Below are 16,773 nucleotides of genomic sequence, written 5' to 3'. Positions count from 1 at the left end.
GCGCATCGTCATTGAATGGCGGACGCTTTAATCTTTTCGAATTCCGGCGTTCCGCCGTGACTGCGGAGCCTATCCTGGCGCCGGGCGACTTCCTGCACCTCGCGCCGGCTCACCAAGTCAGCCAGGCTTATGCCACTGAGGAAGGTATGGATCTGATCGCTCAGGTCGCACCACAAGTGGTGCGTCAGGCAGGTACCGCCATCATGGCAATCCCCCACCCCCTGGCAACGGGTGGCATCTACAGATTCGTTGACCGCATCGATCACCTGCGCAACCTGAATGGCGCGCATTTCACGAGCCAGGTGGTAGCCGCCGCCGGGGCCACGCACGCTGGTTACCAGTTCGTTGCGGCGCAGCTTGGCGAACAGCTGTTCCAGGTAAGACAGGGAGATGCCTTGTCGCTCGGAAATATCCGCAAGCGAAACCGGCCCTTGCTGGGCATGCAAAGCCAAGTCAAGCATGGCTGTGACGGCATAACGGCCTTTGGTTGTGAGTCGCATGACGAAGCACCGCAGGATCACTGGTTTGGCGCAAGTATCCAATATCCGAGTAATTGAGTCAACTATAAGACCAATCAAAACACTCGGGTTTACCTACGGCAACGGTCGCCATGTTAACAGGCTGCCACCCCCTCAGGCATCCAACCTAAGACCTAACCTCACCGTCGTCCGCCTCCTTGACCGCGGCAAAATCCTCGTCGCGCAGTGTTGGCATGTCTTTCGCGCAGTAATCGCTACCCAGGTCCTGCAATGCCTTGCACATCCCTTCCAGCCGCGCATCAACCACTTGTAAATGATCAAGCAGCTGGCCAATCGAGCGCGCCACAGGATCGGGCATGTCCTGACCGAGACCGTACGCATCGAAGCCGAACTTCTCGGCCATTGCCTTGCGCTTGGCCTCTTGCTCACCATTCGGCTTGACGATCACCCGACCCGGAATACCCACCGCCGTAGCACCAGCCGGAACCGGCTTGGTCACCACCGCATTGGAGCCGATCTTGGCCCCGGCACCAACCGTAAACGGCCCCAGGACCTTTGCACCCGCACCGACCACCACACCATCTTCCAATGTTGGGTGGCGCTTACCCTTGTTCCAACTTGTGCCTCCCAGGGTCACGCCCTGGTAAAGCGTTACGTCATCACCAATCTCGGCCGTCTCGCCGATAACAATACCCATGCCATGGTCAATAAAAAAACGCCGGCCGACCTTGGCCCCGGGATGTATCTCGATCCCGGTCAACCAGCGATTGAAGTTGGAGACCATGCGCGCGCACCACTTCCAGTCATACCCCCACAACCAATGGGCCACCCGATGCAGCCAGATGGCATGCAGCCCCGGATAGCAGGTGACGATCTCGAAGGCATTACGGGCTGCCGGGTCGCGACTAAATACGCTTTGAATATCTTCTCGCATGCGTGCGAACATCACTGATCTCTCCGCTTGTGTGGCTCGCCTCGCGCGGTCTTTTGAGTTTCGGTCAAAATGCCGCGCAAAATATTCATTTCCAGCTTGCTGACCGCGATGCGGCCGTACAGACGCCGCAAGCGAGCCATCAGGTGGCGCGGCTTGGCGGGGTCAAGAAAACCGATCTGCACCAAAGTCTCTTCCAAGTGCCGGTAGTACAGCTCCATCTCATCCGCGGTCACCGGTTGAGTGTCATGCATGGCAGTAACTTCCAGCTTTTCCACCTTGCTCGGACGCCCCTGAGCCGCCAGCCAGGCCATACGGACCTCATAGGTCAGCACCTGCACCGCAGCTGCCAGGTTCAATGAGCTGAACTCCGGATCGGAAGGAATATGTACATGAAACTGACAGCGCTGCAGCTCATCATTGGTCAGCCCGGCGTACTCACGTCCAAATACCAGCGCGACCTCGCCACCCAGCTGTATTTGCTCCACACAAACCGTACCGCTTTCGCGCGGATCAAGCAGCGGCCAGGGAATCCGCCGGTCTCGCGCACTAGTGCCGAGCACCAGGCTACAACCGACCAGTGCTTCTTCCAGCGTGGCTACGACCTGAGCGCCGTCGAGAATATCCGTCGCCCCCGAGGCCCGCGCCACGGCCTTACCGCTGGGAAATTCTTCAGGATCGACGAGCACCAGACGGGACAGCCCCATATTCTTCATGGCGCGAGCAGCCCCACCGATATTGCCTGGATGACTGGTATTGACCAGCACCACGCGAATGTTTTCTAGCACTGCCTGCTCCCGCTGAATACAAAGGGGACGAATCTTAAACGATGCAGCTTGCTGAACGCACGCAAGATGAACGCAGGTTTTCAACACCCAAACTGCTTTTCTGCTAGAATAATCGGCTTTCTTTACCAGCCCAGGTGACCCTCTCCATGCAGCCCATGCTGAATATCGCGCTGCGCGCTGCGCGCAGCGCCGGTGAACTGATTTTCCGCTCTATCGAACGCCTGGATGCCATCTCGGTAAACGAGAAAGATGCCAAGGATTATGTTAGCGAAGTCGATCTTGCCGCAGAACAATGCATCATCAATGCCCTGCGCAAGGCTTATCCAAATCACGGCTTCATGGGCGAGGAAAGCGGCCTGACTCCCGGCAGCGGCGAGGGTAGCGACTATCTCTGGGTTATCGATCCTCTGGATGGGACCACCAACTTTCTGCGCGGCGTACCCCACTTTGCGGTCAGCATTGCCTGCAAATACAAGGGCCGTCTGGAACACGCCGTGGTCCTCGATCCGGTTCGCCAAGAAGAGTTTACCGCCAGCCGTGGCCGCGGCGCTGCGCTCAACGGTCGTCGCCTGCGGGTCAGCCCGCGCCGCAGCCTGGAAGGCGCCCTGCTGGGCACCGGCTTCCCATTCCGCGACAGTCAGCTGGACCATTTAGACAGCTACCTGGGCATGTTCCGCAGCCTGGTGGGCCAAACCGCCGGTATCCGCCGCGCAGGCTCGGCCAGTCTCGACCTGGCCTATGTGGCAGCTGGCCGTTACGACGCCTTCTGGGAATTCGGCTTGTCCGAGTGGGACATGGCCGCGGGCGCCCTTCTGATCCAAGAAGCGGGTGGCCTGGTCAGCGACTTCAATGGCGGCCACGCCTTCCTCGAGAAAGGCCATATCGTTGCTGGGAACACCAAGTGCTTCAAGGCGGTATTGACCGCCATCCAACCGCATCTGTCGACCGCTCTGAAGCGATAAGCGGGCCACCGCAAAAGACATGAAAAAAGCGCCCCAGGGCGCTTTTTTCATGCGTGGAGCCTGTCGCACTTGCGGCATGCTCAGCCAGGCTTACTGCTGTTCCGCCAGCACCAACTGGCCATCGCGCACCGGAATCTGCTGACCCGGATCACGATCCATACGCACTTGGCCAACCCGCCCTTCCAACTCGTACTTGACCGTATACCCGACGACCTTCTCACGGGTATCCGTCACGGTATTGCAGCGGGTTTCCGTGGTGGTATAGGTATCATTGGCCTGCATACGTTCTTGCACCTTGTTGCCGGCATAGCCACCGCCAACCGCACCCGCCACGGTGGCGATCTTCTTGCCACTGCCGCCCCCCACCTGATTGCCTATCAGACCGCCAACCACTGCCCCCAGCGCCGTACCGGCGACCTGATGCTGATCCTGCACCGGCTTCTGATGCGTAATCGCCACATCCTTACAGACCTGACGCGGCGTGCGAATGGTTTCCTTGATTGGCGTAACATCCGTAACCCGTGCAAATTGTGGCCCCTTGTCGCCCATCATGTTGTACGTTGCCACGGCACCACCGGCGGTGACCACCACCGCACCCAGCACTACGCCCACTACCATTGACTTGTTCATTTGCTCTCCAAAATACCTTGGGCAGGGACTACTCCCTAAATACCTGGCCTGAGACAGACGATTTGATGTTGTGTTCGCTATCACGGGTTTCTGAAGAGCAAAACCGATGAACGCCGCTCTTTATCTTTAATAGCGCTCTCGAGAAGCATGAGACAGACCTAACGTCGCGTGCCAGATTTTTTGGCTCAAAAAAAACGCCGCTAGCGCGGCGTTTCTGGACAGTAAAGCCTAGGGTAATTCGTCGACCACTTCTTCGCTCACCGGCGGAATCAAATCTTCGGTTGTCAGCTTCAGCCAGACCAGCACCGTAGCGCCGATGTAGACCGAGGAGTAGGTCCCCACGACCACACCGATCAGCAGTGCCAACGCAAACCCGGCCAGCACATCACCACCGAACATCAAGAGCGCAATTAGCGCCAGAGCTGTAGAGAACGAGGTTGCCATGGTACGCAGCAGTGTCTGGGTTACCGAGGTATCAATGTTCTCAACCAGGCTGGCCTTTCGCAGCACCCGGAAGTTTTCGCGGATACGGTCATAAATGATAATGGTGTCGTTCAGCGAGTAACCGATCATTGCCAGCACCGCAGCCAGAACGGTGAGGTCGAAGGGGATCTCGAAAAACGCCAGGATACCCAGAGTCAGGATGGTGTCGTGAGCCAGGGAAGCGATCGCACCTACACCGAACTTCCACTGGAAGCGAAAAGCCAGATACAGGAGGATGCCGCCCAGAGCCAGGAGCATCGCCAGGCCACCCTGATCGCGCAACTCCTCACCCACTTGCGGACCGACGAACTCGACGCGCTTGACCTGGAAGCGAGCATCCGGATCGATCTTGCGCAGCGCCTCAGCCACCTGCGCACCCAGTTGCGGATCATCTCCGGCCATGCGCACCAGCACATCGGTGACAGCACCGAAGCTTTGCACCACCGCATCGGTATAACCGGCCTGATTCAGCTCACGCTTGATCAGCTCCAGATCCGCTGCTTCTTCATACTGCAACTCGATCAGTGTGCCGCCCGTGAAATCCAGGCCGAAATTCAGGCCCTTGCCAACCAGCGCCACGAGACCGATGACGGTCAATACCAGGGTAATGGCGAACGCAATATTGCGGATCGCCATGAACGGTATGGTTTTCTTGATCATGGCCATTCCTCAGATCCACAGTTTCTTGACGTTGCGACCACCGAAGATCAGGTTGACCTGAGCACGGGTAAACAGGATCGCAGTGAACATCGAGGTGAGAATGCCCAGCGACAAGGTGACAGCGAAGCCCTTGATCGGCCCGGTACCCAAGGCGAAGAGAATGCCACCTACCAGCAGAGTCGTCAGGTTACTGTCGATGATCGCCGTGTAGGCACGGTCAAAACCTTCGTGTATGGCCCGCTGCACTGACAGGCCACTCTTCAGCTCTTCGCGAATACGCGAGTAGATCAGTACGTTGGCGTCCACCGCCATGCCCAGGGTCAGCACAATGCCGGCGATGCCTGGCAGGGTCAACGTGGCACCGATCACCGACATCAGACCCATCAACAGCACCAGGTTGAACGCCAAGGCGATGGTCGCCAGAACGCCGAAGAACTTGTAGATGGCGATGACGAATAACGAGACGAAGACCAGCGCCCACCAGGTGGACTCGATGCCCTTGGTGATGTTTTCCGCACCCAGGCTTGGGCCGATGGTGCGCTCTTCCGCAAAGTACATCGGTGCTGCCAGGCCACCGGCACGCAGCAGCAATGCCAGCTCGGACGATTCGCCCTGGCCATTCAGGCCGGTAATGCGGAACTGGCTGCCCAGGGTCGACTGGATAGTGGCCAGTGAAATGATTTGCTTCTCTTCCTTGAACGACTGAACAGCAACCTCCTGCTCAACACCGTCGACCGTTTGCTTGACGTAGCGCGTCACCGGCTTCTGCTCGATGAAGATCACCGCCATGCTGCGTCCAACGCTGTTGCGGGTAGCGCGATTCATCAGCTCGCCGCCATGTCCGTCGAGACGGATGTTGACTTGCGGACGACCATTTTCATCGTAGCTTGCCGAAGCGTCAGTTACCTGATCACCGGTAATGATCACGCTGCGCTCCAGCGCCACAGGCGCACGCCCCGCCTCGCGGAACTCGAAGTTCTCCGTGGCGGAACGCGGCGTTTCCAGGTCAGCCGCCAGACGGAATTCGAGGCTGGCCGTTTTCCCCAGGATACGCTTCGCTTCTGCGGTGTCCTGCACACCTGGCAGTTCAACCACAATACGGTTGGCACCCTGACGCTGCACCAGCGGCTCGGCAACACCCAACTCGTTGACGCGGTTACGCACCGTGGTCAGGTTCTGCTTGATCGAATACTCGCGAATTTCCGCCAGCTTGGCCGGCGACAACGCCAGGTTAAGCACCTGCAGCTGATTGCGCACGCTGGTGGTCATTTCGAAATCAGTGAAACTCTTGCGAATCAGGCTTTGTGCCTTGGCCAGGGCCTCCGCATCGGAGAAGCCGAGCTGGAAGGCATTCTCGCCCCCGGCCAGCGAACGGTAGCGCATGCGCTCCTTGCGCAGCAGACTTTTCACTTCGCCTTCGTACACTTTCAACCGGGCATCCACAGCCTTGTCCATGTCCACTTCCAGTAGAAAGTGCACACCTCCAGACAGGTCCAGTCCCAGCTTCATTGGGCTAGCGCCCAGACTGCGCAGCCACGGCGGAGTGGTCGGCGCCAAATTCAGGGCGACCACATATTCATCACCAAGGGCTTTGCGCACCACATCCTTGGCCGGCAGCTGATCGCCCAGCCCAGTCAGTCGCAACAGGCCGCCACGCTCACTGACTTCTGCCGCCTTGACGGGAATGCCCGCCGCGGTCAGAGCCCGGCTGGTTTTATCGAGAACCGCCTCATCAATCCTCAGTGCCGTACTGGCACCGGTAATCTGAATCGACGGATCATCGGGATACAGGTTAGGAGCGGAATACACCAGCCCCAGGGCCAGTACCGCAAGAATCAGCAAGTATTTCCACAGGGGATATTTGTTCAGCATGACGCCGCCCGCTTAGAAAAGCGGGGCGCTGAAAAGCGCCCCGTAAGAAAAGAAGAACTCGTCGAGATAATCAGCTCACGACTCGCCATCGCCAGGATGGGCCAGGCGGAATCAGCCGAGAAGTGGAGTTTACAAGCTGTAAGCAGCATTTCGCAGCCAACTCGAGTCCAGCATCACCGCAGCGCGGCAAATCGTGGACGGGATCTCAGAGGGCCTTCAGCGTACCCTTGGGAAGGGTCGCAACCACAGCAGCTTTCTGGAATTTCAGCTCGACATTGTCAGCCACTTCCAGCACCACGTAGTCGTCGGTTACCTTGACCACTTTACCGGTGATACCACCGCCAGTGACAACCTCGTCGCCCTTTTGCAGGCTACCGAGCAAGTTCTTGTGCTCTTTGGCGCGCTTGGCCTGGGGACGCCAGATCATCAGGTAGAAGATGACCAGAAAACCGACCAGGAAAATCCACTCAAAGCCGGAACCGGCAGCAGCCGGAGCGGCAGCGTCAGCGTAGGCGGCGGGAATCAAAAAGCTCATGTAACACTCCTGTTGCAATGGTTTGGATTCGTTATGAGTTAAAACGACTTTTATCAGGCCAGCGGCGGTGTTGGCAGCCCGCGCTTGGTATAGAAGGCATCGACAAAGGCGGCCAATGTACCTTGTTGAATGGCCTCGCGTAAACCAGCCATCAGGCGTTGGTAATGGCGCAAGTTATGGATGGTATTCAACATGCTACCCAGCATTTCACCGCATTTATCCAGATGATGCAGGTACGCACGGGAAAAGTGCGTGCAGGTATAGCAATCGCAAGTAGGATCAAGCGGCGAAGTGTCATGGCGGTGGAAGGCGTTACGAATCTTTACTACCCCACCCTCGACAAACAAGTGGCCGTTGCGTGCATTGCGGGTCGGCATCACGCAATCGAACATATCGACGCCTCGGCGCACGCCCTCAACCAGGTCTTCCGGCTTGCCCACCCCCATCAGATAGCGTGGCTTGTCAGCCGGCATCCGCTCAGGCAGATAATCCAGCACGCGGATCATTTCTTCTTTAGGCTCGCCAACCGACAGCCCGCCAATGGCCAGGCCGTCGAAGCCGATCTCGCACAGCCCTTCCAACGAACGCATGCGCAGATTTTCATGCATGCCACCCTGAACAATACCGAACAGTGCGGCTGAGCTATCGCCATGAGCAGCCTTCGAACGCTTGGCCCAGCGCAGCGAAAGCTCCATGGAGCGGCGGGCGGTGTCTTCATCTGCCGGATACGGCGTGCACTCATCAAAGATCATCACGATGTCCGAGCCCAGGTCGCGCTGCACCTGCATGGATTCCTCAGGCCCCATGAACACTTTGGCACCATCTACCGGCGAGGCGAAGTACACGCCCTCTTCCTTGATCTTGCGCATCGCCCCCAGGCTGAACACCTGGAAACCACCAGAATCGGTAAGAATCGGCCCTTTCCACTGCATGAAATCATGCAGGTCGCCATGTTCTTTAATCACCTCGGTACCCGGGCGCAACCACAGGTGAAACGTATTGCCGAGAATGATTTCCGCTCCGATTGCTTCGACGTCGCGCGGCAACATGCCTTTGACCGTGCCGTAGGTGCCGACTGGCATGAACGCCGGTGTTTCCACCGTGCCACGCGGAAATGTCAGGCGCCCACGTCGGGCCCGGCCGTCCGTGGCAAAAACATCGAAGGACATGTGACAAGTGCGAGTCATGGGTGATCCTTGGGGCCGCACGCAGCGGGATTGCGGGTAATGAACATGGCATCACCGTAACTGAAGAAGCGGTAGCGCTGCTCCACTGCTGCCTTGTAGGCGGTCATAGTTTCGGCATAGCCGGCAAAGGCCGAAACCAGCATGAGCAGAGTGGATTCGGGCAAGTGAAAGTTGGTTACCAGAGCATCCACGACATGGAAGGGTTTGCCCGGATAAAGAAAGATATCTGTATCGCCGCTGAAGGTACGCAACTGTCCATCACGCGCCGCACTTTCCAGCGAGCGCACGCTGGTGGTGCCAACGGCCACTACCCGACCACCACGTGCTTTACAGGCAGCCACCGCATCCACGACGTCTTGACCGACTTCCAGCCATTCGCGGTGCATGTGATGATCTTCGATGCGCTCGACCCGGACCGGCTGAAACGTACCGGCGCCGACATGCAACGTGACGAAAGCGGTTTCTACACCTTTGTCACCTATTGCCGCCAACAGCGCCTCATCAAAGTGCAGCCCAGCTGTAGGCGCCGCCACTGCTCCGGCCCGCTCGGCATAAACGGTCTGATAGCGCTCACGATCAGCCTCTTCGTCGGGGCGATCTATATAAGGGGGCAACGGCATGTGCCCGACACGCTCCAGCAGCGGCAATACGTCTTCGGTGAAGCGCAATTCGAACAGCGCATCATGGCGGGCAAGCATTTCCGCTTCGCCACCACCTTCGATCAAAATGCGACTGCCCGGCTTGGGTGATTTGCTGGAACGCACGTGGGCAAGCACGCGCCGCGTGTCCAACACGCGCTCGACAAGAATCTCCAGCTTGCCGCCAGTGGCCTTCTGGCCAAACAGCCGCGCCGGGATCACGCGGGTGTTGTTGAATACCAGCAAGTCGCCGGCTCTGAGGTAATCAAGCAGATCGACAAAGCTGCGATGGGCGATAGCCCCACTCGCCCCATCCACCACCAGCAAACGGCTGGCGCGGCGTTCGGCCAGGGGGTGTCGGGCAATGAGAGTGTCGGGAAGATCGAAATGAAAGTCAGAAACGCGCATGGTGTGGCCGTTTAGCAGGGGCATAAAGCTTAACGGAAATACTGCAATCTGACCACGCAAACGGGATTGACCGGATGCTGGCACATCCCTATACTTCGCCGCCATTGCCTCGGTGGCGGAATCGGTAGACGCGGCGGATTCAAAATCCGTTTCTGGCGACAGAGTGAGAGTTCGAGTCTCTCCCGAGGCACCATAAAAATATTGTCCCCCTGGCCGCAGGATTTCTGTGGCCTGCCTTACGCTTCAAGTCTTCCTCACCCTATCCTTTGTGCCTCGATGACATCGATGCAGCTTGTTTCCCGGAGCTTTTTGCCCTTTTTTCAAGGCACGCTCTGGGGGTTGGCTTTTGCCTGAGATTTACGTAGAGTGTGCCTCACTGTGTTTGCATGGGTCGCTGTTGAATCGTGACCTGGTGCGGTAGATCCTCCAGATCCGCTACATCCCGCTCGACTTCTCTTACTCTCTGCAACCAGTTCCAGTCCTCTGTTGTCATAGAGGCTGCCATCAACTCTAGTTTCAAGGAAATAAGACATGTCGAATCGTCAAACCGGCACCGTTAAATGGTTCAACGACGAGAAGGGCTTTGGCTTCATCACCCCCGAAAGCGGTCCGGATCTGTTCGTGCATTTCCGCGCTATCGAAGGTAACGGCTTCAAGAGCCTGAAAGAAGGCCAAAAAGTCACCTTCGAAGCCGTACAAGGCCAAAAAGGCATGCAGGCTGACAAGGTCCAGATCCTGGGCTAAGCCGCTGCTTTGAAGAGCCCCTGATGGCAACATCAGGGGCTTTTTTGTGCCCGCCCTTTTAGAATGACGGATCGCACCGGCCATTAGAGATTTTCCATGCCCAAGCACACCCTCAAGCCCCAGGGCGACTTCCCCCCCGCCGGCTTTCCACGTCGCCTGGCAGCCATTTTTTATGATTTCCTGTTATGCGTTGCGCTGGTTATGGTCGTCACGCTGGTTTATCAGCATGGCCTGCTGCGCCTGATTTACGGCGGCGAGCAATTAAAGATCATGGCGGAAAGCGGCGCACTGGATATCGACCCGTTGCTCTCGACCATTCTGCTGTTCAGCTTGTTTGGCTTTTTTGCCAAATTCTGGACCCACACAGGTCAAACCCTGGGCATGCAGGTATGGGGCATTCGCATCCAGAACGCCAACGGCACAGCCATCGACCTCTGGCAAGCACTGTTGCGCTTCATTGTTGCCATTGGCTCCTGGTTGTTCTTCGGCCTGGGTTTTTTGTGGGTGCTGTGGGATAAGCAAAAGCGCAGCTGGCATGACATCTATTCCGACAGCCACGTGGTACAGCTACCGAAGAATGCGCACAAGAAGTAGGCCGAGGCCCGGAGCTGCAAGCCTCAAGCAAGCCTGCTCCAGCTTGTGGCTTTTGGCTGGCTCCGGCAGGCGCCGCTAGATCCACCCAGCCCATTGCAAGATGAACAAGCCGATATTGATGCTCAGCACTCCCAGCAGCGTAGTGATGGCAACGATCGCCGCCGCCAATTGATGATTGGCCCCCACCGCCTTGGCCATGACGAAACTGGCCGCCGCGGTCGGGGAGGCGAAATACAGGAACAGAATGCCTAGCTGGGCATCACGAAAGCCGCACCACCAGGCGCCCACCGTCAGCAACAACGGCAACCAGAGCATTTTCATCAGGCTGGAACTCATGGCCAATGCCCCGCTCTCGCGCAGCGAAGACCAGGAAAGCGTCGCGCCAATACAGATCAACGCCAACGGCAGACTCATCTGGGCGAAATAGTTGCCCGACGTCAGCAGCCAAGCGGGCAAGGGAATGTGCCAATAGGCAAAGGGCAGCGCCGCGACTACGCCGATGATCAGTGGATTACCCAAAATGCTCTTGAGAATGCTCCACGGATCGGACTTGGCGCTCGGGCTGTAGAGCGCGAGGATGACGGCCGAAAGCACGTTGTAGCAAATGATCACCACCCCGGCGAGTACGCCACCCAGCGACAGCCCGTAATCGCCATACAGGCTGGTGGCCAGTGCCAGCCCGACGATGCCGTTATTGCCCCGAAACGCGCCCTGCACGTACACACCGCGATCTTCACGCGGACAACGCACCATGGCCCACGCCCAGGCAATGAAGAAGCTGACCAGCGTGGCCACCACGAAATAGCCGATCAGTTTCGGCTGCACTGCGGTGCCAAGGTCGGTACGCAACAAGGCGAGAAACAGCAGGGCCGGCAAGGTGCCCTTGAAGACCAGATTGGACGCTGTGTTGATGAAGGCAACGTCAATCCAGCCAACGCGCTTGAGCTGCGCGCCCAGAAACAACATGACAAAGACCGGAGCAGTGACGCCCAAGGTCTGGGAAATCAAGGAAAGCATGCAAAGGTACTTTGGCTGTTCGGAAGCCCTGCATGGTAACGCAATGCCAGCACCTGGCGCTGGCTTCGCTTCGACCTTAGGAGCAGCGCCTCAGCCTTGATTCACCACACGGTTAGCGCCTAACGGGACGCTTTTGCAGTTTGCGCTGCAGCGTACGTCGGTGCATGCCCAGCGCACGCGCGGTGGCTGAAATATTGCCTTCATGCTCAGCCAGGACGCGCTGAATATGCTCCCACTGCAGGCGATCCACCGACATGGGGTTATCGGGCACCAGGCTGTCCAGATCCGCATGGGTGGATAACAGTGCCGCCAGTACATCATCGGCATCCGCCGGCTTGCACAGGTAATTGCAGGCACCGCGTTTGATCGCCTCTACGGCGGTGGCGATGCTGGAATAACCGGTAAGGATCAATACGCGCATCTCCGCGTCCAGCTCCAACAGCTTGGGTAGCAGCACCAAGCCGGAATCCCCTTCCATTTTCAGATCCAGCACGGCGTACTCAGGCAGGTCTCGGCGCGCTGCAGCCAACCCCTCCTCTGCGGAGCCGGCCACGCTTACTCTCAGCCCACGACGCTCCATGGCCCGCGCCATCACGCGGGTGAACGTAGGATCGTCATCCACCAGCAATATATGAGGGTGCTCTTCGCCTTCAAACAGGGTTTCTTCAGTCATGCTTTCTCCTCAGCTTGCGGCCAGGCACATCAGTGCAAGCCATAAACGCGCGGCAAGCGCAGCTCGGTGAGCGTGCCGCCATCCTCGTGGTTATACAGTTTTACCGTCCCACCAGCACGCGTCACGCTGGCCTGACTGAGGAACAGGCCTAAGCCGAACCCCTTGCCCTTGGTCGTGAAGAAGGGCTTGCCGAGTTGTTCGGCGATGGCCAACGGTACGCCGGCACCATGGTCACGAATACTCAGCCTGATCCACTGATGATCCCAGTCCAGGCGGACTTCGAGGTTATCCGGTGCGGCATCGGCAGCGTTATTCAACAGATTCAACAAGGCTTGGGTCAGCGGTGGCGGCGGCATCAGGCTCGGTGGCGTGCCGCGCCCCAGACATTCATAACGATAAGTGGCCTCAGGGCGCATCAGGTGCCAGCGCTGCAGGGCGCCTTCCAGCCATTCGCGAACGGTTTGTTCCACCACTTCCTGGCGCCGCTCAGCCTCAGCGGCACGCACCAGGTTTTGCAGTGTGCCCTTGCACAGTTTCACCTGCTGCTGGAGCAATTCCAGGTCATCTTGCAGCATGGGTTGCCCCTGGTACTCCTGGCTCAATTCCTTGAGCAACACACTCATGGTGGATAACGGCGTACTCAGTTCATGGGCCGCACCAGCAGCCTGGGCGGCCACCGCCAGCAATTGCTGGTCGCGCAGAAGTGCCTCCTGCCGCTGCGCCTGCAGTTGCTGTTGATAGCGCAAGGCTTCGGCCATACGGGCCACGAAGAATGTAATCAACACCGCCGCCAGCGCGAAACTCAACCACATGCCGTAATCGAGCATTTCGCCCTGGAGGGTGATCAACAGCTGCAGAGGATGATGGAAGAACAGCAGCACACTGTAGCTGGCCAAGCCTAACGCGGCGAGCAGCAAGGTATACAGCCAGGGCAAGGTGGCCGCCGCGATGGTCAGCGGCACCAGGTAATAAGACACGAAGGGATTGCCGGCCCCCCCGGAAAAGTACAGCAACACACTGTGTATGAGCAGATCGCAGGCCAGGTGCAGCGCATATTCCTGATCGGTGACCGGCCAGGACTGACGCATGCGCAACGCCGTGGCCGCACAGATCAAGGAGGAAACGGCCAGGGTCGTGCCCAGCGCGACCCACGGCAGGACAACCAGCTCCGATAACCAGGCCAGCCCCACCGACATCGCCTGTGCCGTCAGTACCAAAATACGAATCAGGACCAGCCGGCCGAGATTTTGCCGGCTGGCGGACAGCATGAATAGAGGTGCGCGCATTGTAGATTCCATTAATTCCACGCGAGTATAACGAGCGTCCTGGGCTGATCGGTGCGGCAAAGCGCCGCAATTCTGGCGGCTTGCTCATCTCTCGCCGCTCACCTTGCGCAACAGGTGCGTTGCAGCCAGAGTCGAACCACTCAACAAGTTTTCAAAGAACGGCCCATCACACTCCGCAACTGCGTTTATGCTGTTCGCCTCCTTTACGATTGGACAAGGAATCCAGCCATGCTTGCCTTCTCGCGCCTCCCCTCTGTTTTAGCCCTGTGCCTGGCGTGCACCGCCGTGCCGGCCATCGCCGAAGAACCTCGCTACAACCAAGTCTCCCTGCGCAGCGAAGTCAGCCAGGAAGTGACCCATGACCGCATGCACGTCACCCTCTACACCGAAGCGCAAAACACCAATCCAACCCGGCTGGCCAGTGAGATCACCCAGACACTCAACGCCGCCGTGACCCAAGCGCGCCAGGCCAAGGGCGTCACCACCAGCATGGGCAATCGGCGCAGTTATCCGGTGTATGACGACAAAGGCCAGAAGATCCGCGCCTGGCGCGAGCGCGCCGAACTGCGCCTGGAAAGCGATGATTTCGCTGCGCTGTCGCAACTCACTGGCGAACTGCTGAACACCTTGAGCATGGGCAACATGACCTTCAGCATCTCCCCCGAACTGCGCAAGCAGCACGAGGATAACCTGCTCAAAGAGGCGGTTATGTCCTTTGGCGAGCGGGCCAAGCTGACCAGCGAAGCGCTGGGCGGCAAGGGTTACAAATTGGTCAATCTCAATCTCAACAGCTCCGGCTTCCAGCAACCGATGCTGTACCGCAGCGCGGCCAAGGTCACCATGATGGAAGCCGCCGACGCCGCCCCGCAGGTCGAAGCCGGAACCAGTCGTATCACGGTGAATGCCGACGGCATGATCGAAGTGCTGATGCCCTGACGGCTAAGCTTATCGAAGAATCGAAAAGATCGTGACGCGATGGGTCCACCCGGCCCATCGCAACAAGCCCCGCTCCTTGCACTCCGCCAATAGCCTGCAAAGCTTCACGCATCGCGTCGCCTGACGCGCCTCTGATCACAACGATAACAATCCGAGGTCAACATGCGCAGAATTGCCCTTCTCCCTCCCCTTCTCGCCGTCGGACTGCTGGCCGCCACGCCACTGGCCCAAGCCGCCGATACCCTGGTGTTCTGCTCCGAAGGCAGCCCCGCTGGCTTCGATCCAGGCCTGTACACCACTGGTACCGATTTCGACGCCTCGGCAGAAACCGTTTTCAACCGACTTACCCAGTTCGAACGCGGCGGCACCACGGTGGAACCCGGCCTGGCGGAACGCTGGGAGGTTTCCGAGGACGGCCTGACCTACACCTTCACCCTGCGCCAGGGCGTGAAATTCCACAGCACCGAGTATTTCAAACCGACCCGCACCTTCAACGCCGACGATGTGCTGTTCACCTTCGAGCGCATGCTCGACAAGAATCATCCATTTCGTACCGCCTACGCCACGGAATTTCCCTACTTCACCGACATGGGCATGGACGGCAACATCGCCTCGCTGGAAAAGCTCGGCGAATATCAGGTTCGCTTCACCCTGGCCAGTGTTGATGCCGCCTTCGTACAAAACCTGGCAATGAGCTTCGCCTCGATCCATTCCGCCGAATACGCCGATCAGTTGCTCAAGGCCGGTCGAGCTGCGGACATTAACCAGAAGCCCATCGGTACCGGTCCGTTCGTGTTCAGCCGCTACCAGAAAGACGCGCAGATCCGCTTCAAAGGCAATCCTGATTACTGGAAACCGGACGACGTCAAACTCGACAACCTGATCTTCGCGATCAACACCGATTCTTCGGTGCGCTATCAGAAACTAAGGGCCGGCGAATGCCACATCACACTCAACCCCCGCCCCGCCGATCTTGATGCAATGAAGCGTGATCCCAAGCTGCGCATCCTCGAACAGCCCGGTTATAACCTGGGCTACATTGCCTATAACGTCACCCATTCGCCGCTCGATCGCTTGGAGGTACGCCAGGCGCTGGACATGGCGGTGAACAAACCGGCGATCATCAAGGCGGTTTACCAGAGTGCCGGGCAGCGCGCCGTCAATGCCATGCCGCCGAGTCAATGGTCCTATGACGAGAACATTCAGGACGCGCCCTTCGATCCGGAAAAAGCCAAGGACCTGCTCAAGGCGGCCGGCATTGCCGAAGGCACCACCTTCACGCTGTGGGCCATGCCGGTACAGCGCCCCTACAACCCCAATGCTCGCCTGATGGCGGAAATGCTCCAGGCCGACTGGGCGAAGATCGGCATCAAGACCAATATCGTCAGCTATGAGTGGGGCGAATACCTCAAGCGCGCCAAGGCCGGCGAACACGACATCATGCTGATCGGCTGGACCGGTGATAACGGCGACCCGGACAATTGGCTGGGCACCCTCTATGGTTGCGACGCCGTGAACGGCAACAACTTCTCCAAATGGTGCGACCCGGCCTACGACACGCTGATCAAGGACGGCAAACGCATCACCGACCAGGCCCAGCGCGGCGAGCTGTACCGCCAGGCCCAGCAGGTGCTCAAGCGCCAAGTACCCATTACCCCCATCGCGCATTCCACGGTCAATCAGCCGATGCGTTTCGAGGTGAAGGACTTCAAGGTCAGCCCGTTCGGCCTCAATTCGTTCTATGGCGTGAGCCTGGAGAAATAAAGGGTTGTAGCCCGTGGCGCCGACACCTCGACCCGGTATCGGCGCCCGCCCTACCTGAGGGGTTTCGAGCATTCATGACTCAACCCTTCTGCTCAAGCGCTGCGCCTCCTGCTCTATCTCGGCCTGCACAGAAGCGTCAAAGACGGGATAATCCCCGTTCCACCTCTTGTTCGGAGTCAGTCCCAA

Annotated in this window: 17 protein-coding genes and 1 tRNA gene; 6 read left to right on the top strand and 12 right to left on the bottom strand. The window is 58.5% G+C overall.

The genetic code is table 11. From position 1 onward, the window contains the following. Nucleotides 1–8: 8 nt before the first annotated feature. The 3 genes from iscR to trmJ form a co-directional block, all read right to left on the bottom strand. Nucleotides 9–500 carry a Fe-S cluster assembly transcriptional regulator IscR gene (iscR, locus tag H9642_RS04560; RefSeq protein WP_251835203.1) on the bottom strand — a complete coding sequence of 164 codons (492 nt, stop codon included), beginning with the start codon at nucleotides 498–500 and terminating at the stop codon, nucleotides 9–11. Nucleotides 501–645: 145 nt separating this feature from the next. Continuing rightward, the gene (gene cysE, locus H9642_RS04555; protein ID WP_251835202.1) at nucleotides 646–1,425 is read right to left on the bottom strand and encodes a serine O-acetyltransferase; all 780 of its coding nucleotides are present in this window, start codon (nucleotides 1,423–1,425) and stop codon (nucleotides 646–648) included. Next, a complete protein-coding gene (gene trmJ, locus H9642_RS04550; protein ID WP_251835368.1) occupies nucleotides 1,425–2,198 on the bottom strand; it encodes a tRNA (cytosine(32)/uridine(32)-2'-O)-methyltransferase TrmJ in 774 nt (257 codons plus the stop codon). Before trmJ ends, cysE begins: the two co-directional genes overlap by 1 nt. A 146-nt stretch (nucleotides 2,199–2,344) precedes the next feature. Here trmJ and suhB point away from each other — a divergent pair, with 146 nt between their 5' ends. Next, nucleotides 2,345–3,160 carry a type III secretion system regulator SuhB gene (gene suhB, locus H9642_RS04545; protein ID WP_251835201.1) on the top strand — a complete coding sequence of 272 codons (816 nt, stop codon included), beginning with the start codon at nucleotides 2,345–2,347 and terminating at the stop codon, nucleotides 3,158–3,160. A gap of 90 nt (nucleotides 3,161–3,250) precedes the next feature. On the opposite strand, the gene H9642_RS04540 is transcribed toward suhB, so the two are convergent. From H9642_RS04540 to queA, 6 genes are all read right to left on the bottom strand, one after another. Next, nucleotides 3,251–3,790 carry a glycine zipper 2TM domain-containing protein gene (locus H9642_RS04540; RefSeq protein WP_251835200.1) on the bottom strand — a complete coding sequence of 180 codons (540 nt, stop codon included), beginning with the start codon at nucleotides 3,788–3,790 and terminating at the stop codon, nucleotides 3,251–3,253. 228 nt (nucleotides 3,791–4,018) lie between these two features. Then, nucleotides 4,019–4,933: a protein translocase subunit SecF gene (secF, locus tag H9642_RS04535; RefSeq protein ID WP_251835199.1), complete on the bottom strand. Its 915-nt coding sequence runs from the start codon at nucleotides 4,931–4,933 to the stop codon at nucleotides 4,019–4,021. 9 nt (nucleotides 4,934–4,942) lie between these two features. After that, nucleotides 4,943–6,805 carry a protein translocase subunit SecD gene (secD, locus tag H9642_RS04530; protein WP_251835198.1) on the bottom strand — a complete coding sequence of 621 codons (1,863 nt, stop codon included), beginning with the start codon at nucleotides 6,803–6,805 and terminating at the stop codon, nucleotides 4,943–4,945. A 205-nt stretch (nucleotides 6,806–7,010) separates the two neighbouring features. After that, a complete protein-coding gene (gene yajC / locus H9642_RS04525) occupies nucleotides 7,011–7,340 on the bottom strand; it encodes a preprotein translocase subunit YajC (RefSeq protein WP_251835197.1) in 330 nt (109 codons plus the stop codon). 53 nt (nucleotides 7,341–7,393) lie between these two features. Further along, entirely contained in the window at nucleotides 7,394–8,509 is a 1,116-nt protein-coding gene (tgt, locus tag H9642_RS04520; RefSeq protein WP_251835367.1) for a tRNA guanosine(34) transglycosylase Tgt, read from the bottom strand. Nucleotides 8,510–8,523: 14 nt separating this feature from the next. Next, nucleotides 8,524–9,573 (bottom strand): tRNA preQ1(34) S-adenosylmethionine ribosyltransferase-isomerase QueA, encoded by a 1,050-nt coding sequence (queA, locus tag H9642_RS04515; protein WP_251835196.1) that lies wholly within the window; start codon nucleotides 9,571–9,573, stop codon nucleotides 8,524–8,526. Nucleotides 9,574–9,679: 106 nt separating this feature from the next. Here queA and H9642_RS04510 point away from each other — a divergent pair. The 3 genes from H9642_RS04510 to H9642_RS04500 all read left to right on the top strand — a co-directional run bounded on the left by H9642_RS04510 (nucleotide 9,680) and on the right by H9642_RS04500 (nucleotide 10,911). Next, nucleotides 9,680–9,766, top strand: a tRNA-Leu gene (locus tag H9642_RS04510). A 338-nt stretch (nucleotides 9,767–10,104) separates the two neighbouring features. Beyond that, nucleotides 10,105–10,317 (top strand): cold-shock protein, encoded by a 213-nt coding sequence (locus H9642_RS04505; protein ID WP_187807541.1) that lies wholly within the window; start codon nucleotides 10,105–10,107, stop codon nucleotides 10,315–10,317. Nucleotides 10,318–10,413: 96 nt separating this feature from the next. Then, nucleotides 10,414–10,911, top strand: coding sequence for an RDD family protein (locus H9642_RS04500; RefSeq protein ID WP_251835195.1), 498 nt, complete (start codon nucleotides 10,414–10,416; stop codon nucleotides 10,909–10,911). Between the two features lie 75 nt (nucleotides 10,912–10,986). Here the strand turns inward: H9642_RS04500 and H9642_RS04495 are convergent, their stop codons facing one another. The 3 genes from H9642_RS04495 to H9642_RS04485 form a co-directional block, all read right to left on the bottom strand. Further along, nucleotides 10,987–11,928 carry an AEC family transporter gene (locus tag H9642_RS04495; RefSeq protein WP_251835194.1) on the bottom strand — a complete coding sequence of 314 codons (942 nt, stop codon included), beginning with the start codon at nucleotides 11,926–11,928 and terminating at the stop codon, nucleotides 10,987–10,989. A 112-nt stretch (nucleotides 11,929–12,040) separates the two neighbouring features. Further along, on the bottom strand, nucleotides 12,041–12,601 hold the full coding sequence (locus H9642_RS04490; protein WP_251835193.1) for a response regulator transcription factor: 561 nt from the start codon (nucleotides 12,599–12,601) through the stop codon (nucleotides 12,041–12,043). A 29-nt stretch (nucleotides 12,602–12,630) separates the two neighbouring features. After that, entirely contained in the window at nucleotides 12,631–13,887 is a 1,257-nt protein-coding gene (locus H9642_RS04485; RefSeq protein WP_251835192.1) for an ATP-binding protein, read from the bottom strand. A 228-nt stretch (nucleotides 13,888–14,115) separates the two neighbouring features. On the opposite strand from H9642_RS04485, the gene H9642_RS04480 reads away from it, so the two are divergent. After that, nucleotides 14,116–14,823 (top strand): SIMPL domain-containing protein, encoded by a 708-nt coding sequence (locus H9642_RS04480; RefSeq protein ID WP_251835191.1) that lies wholly within the window; start codon nucleotides 14,116–14,118, stop codon nucleotides 14,821–14,823. Nucleotides 14,824–14,985: 162 nt separating this feature from the next. Next, on the top strand, nucleotides 14,986–16,587 hold the full coding sequence (locus tag H9642_RS04475) for an ABC transporter substrate-binding protein (RefSeq protein WP_251835190.1): 1,602 nt from the start codon (nucleotides 14,986–14,988) through the stop codon (nucleotides 16,585–16,587). Nucleotides 16,588–16,773 lie beyond the last annotated feature (186 nt).

It is taken from the genome of Serpens gallinarum, from assembly GCF_014836765.1.
Taxonomy (GTDB): Bacteria; Pseudomonadota; Gammaproteobacteria; order Pseudomonadales; family Pseudomonadaceae; genus Serpens; species Serpens gallinarum.
This window is presented reverse-complemented; position numbering and strand designations above follow the sequence as displayed.

Coding starts and splice junctions, on each gene's coding strand:
- iscR (WP_251835203.1), bottom strand. CDS start 500: ATGCGACTCACAACCAAAGGCCGTTATGCCGTCACAGCCATGCTTGAC.
- cysE (WP_251835202.1), bottom strand. CDS start 1,425: ATGTTCGCACGCATGCGAGAAGATATTCAAAGCGTATTTAGTCGCGAC.
- suhB (WP_251835201.1), top strand. CDS start 2,345: ATGCAGCCCATGCTGAATATCGCGCTGCGCGCTGCGCGCAGCGCCGGT.
- H9642_RS04540 (WP_251835200.1), bottom strand. CDS start 3,790: ATGAACAAGTCAATGGTAGTGGGCGTAGTGCTGGGTGCGGTGGTGGTC.
- secF (WP_251835199.1), bottom strand. CDS start 4,933: ATGATCAAGAAAACCATACCGTTCATGGCGATCCGCAATATTGCGTTC.
- secD (WP_251835198.1), bottom strand. CDS start 6,805: ATGCTGAACAAATATCCCCTGTGGAAATACTTGCTGATTCTTGCGGTA.
- yajC (WP_251835197.1), bottom strand. CDS start 7,340: ATGAGCTTTTTGATTCCCGCCGCCTACGCTGACGCTGCCGCTCCGGCT.
- tgt (WP_251835367.1), bottom strand. CDS start 8,509: ATGTCCTTCGATGTTTTTGCCACGGACGGCCGGGCCCGACGTGGGCGC.
- queA (WP_251835196.1), bottom strand. CDS start 9,573: ATGCGCGTTTCTGACTTTCATTTCGATCTTCCCGACACTCTCATTGCC.
- H9642_RS04505 (WP_187807541.1), top strand. CDS start 10,105: ATGTCGAATCGTCAAACCGGCACCGTTAAATGGTTCAACGACGAGAAG.
- H9642_RS04500 (WP_251835195.1), top strand. CDS start 10,414: ATGCCCAAGCACACCCTCAAGCCCCAGGGCGACTTCCCCCCCGCCGGC.
- H9642_RS04495 (WP_251835194.1), bottom strand. CDS start 11,928: ATGCTTTCCTTGATTTCCCAGACCTTGGGCGTCACTGCTCCGGTCTTT.
- H9642_RS04490 (WP_251835193.1), bottom strand. CDS start 12,601: ATGACTGAAGAAACCCTGTTTGAAGGCGAAGAGCACCCTCATATATTG.
- H9642_RS04485 (WP_251835192.1), bottom strand. CDS start 13,887: ATGCGCGCACCTCTATTCATGCTGTCCGCCAGCCGGCAAAATCTCGGC.
- H9642_RS04480 (WP_251835191.1), top strand. CDS start 14,116: ATGCTTGCCTTCTCGCGCCTCCCCTCTGTTTTAGCCCTGTGCCTGGCG.
- H9642_RS04475 (WP_251835190.1), top strand. CDS start 14,986: ATGCGCAGAATTGCCCTTCTCCCTCCCCTTCTCGCCGTCGGACTGCTG.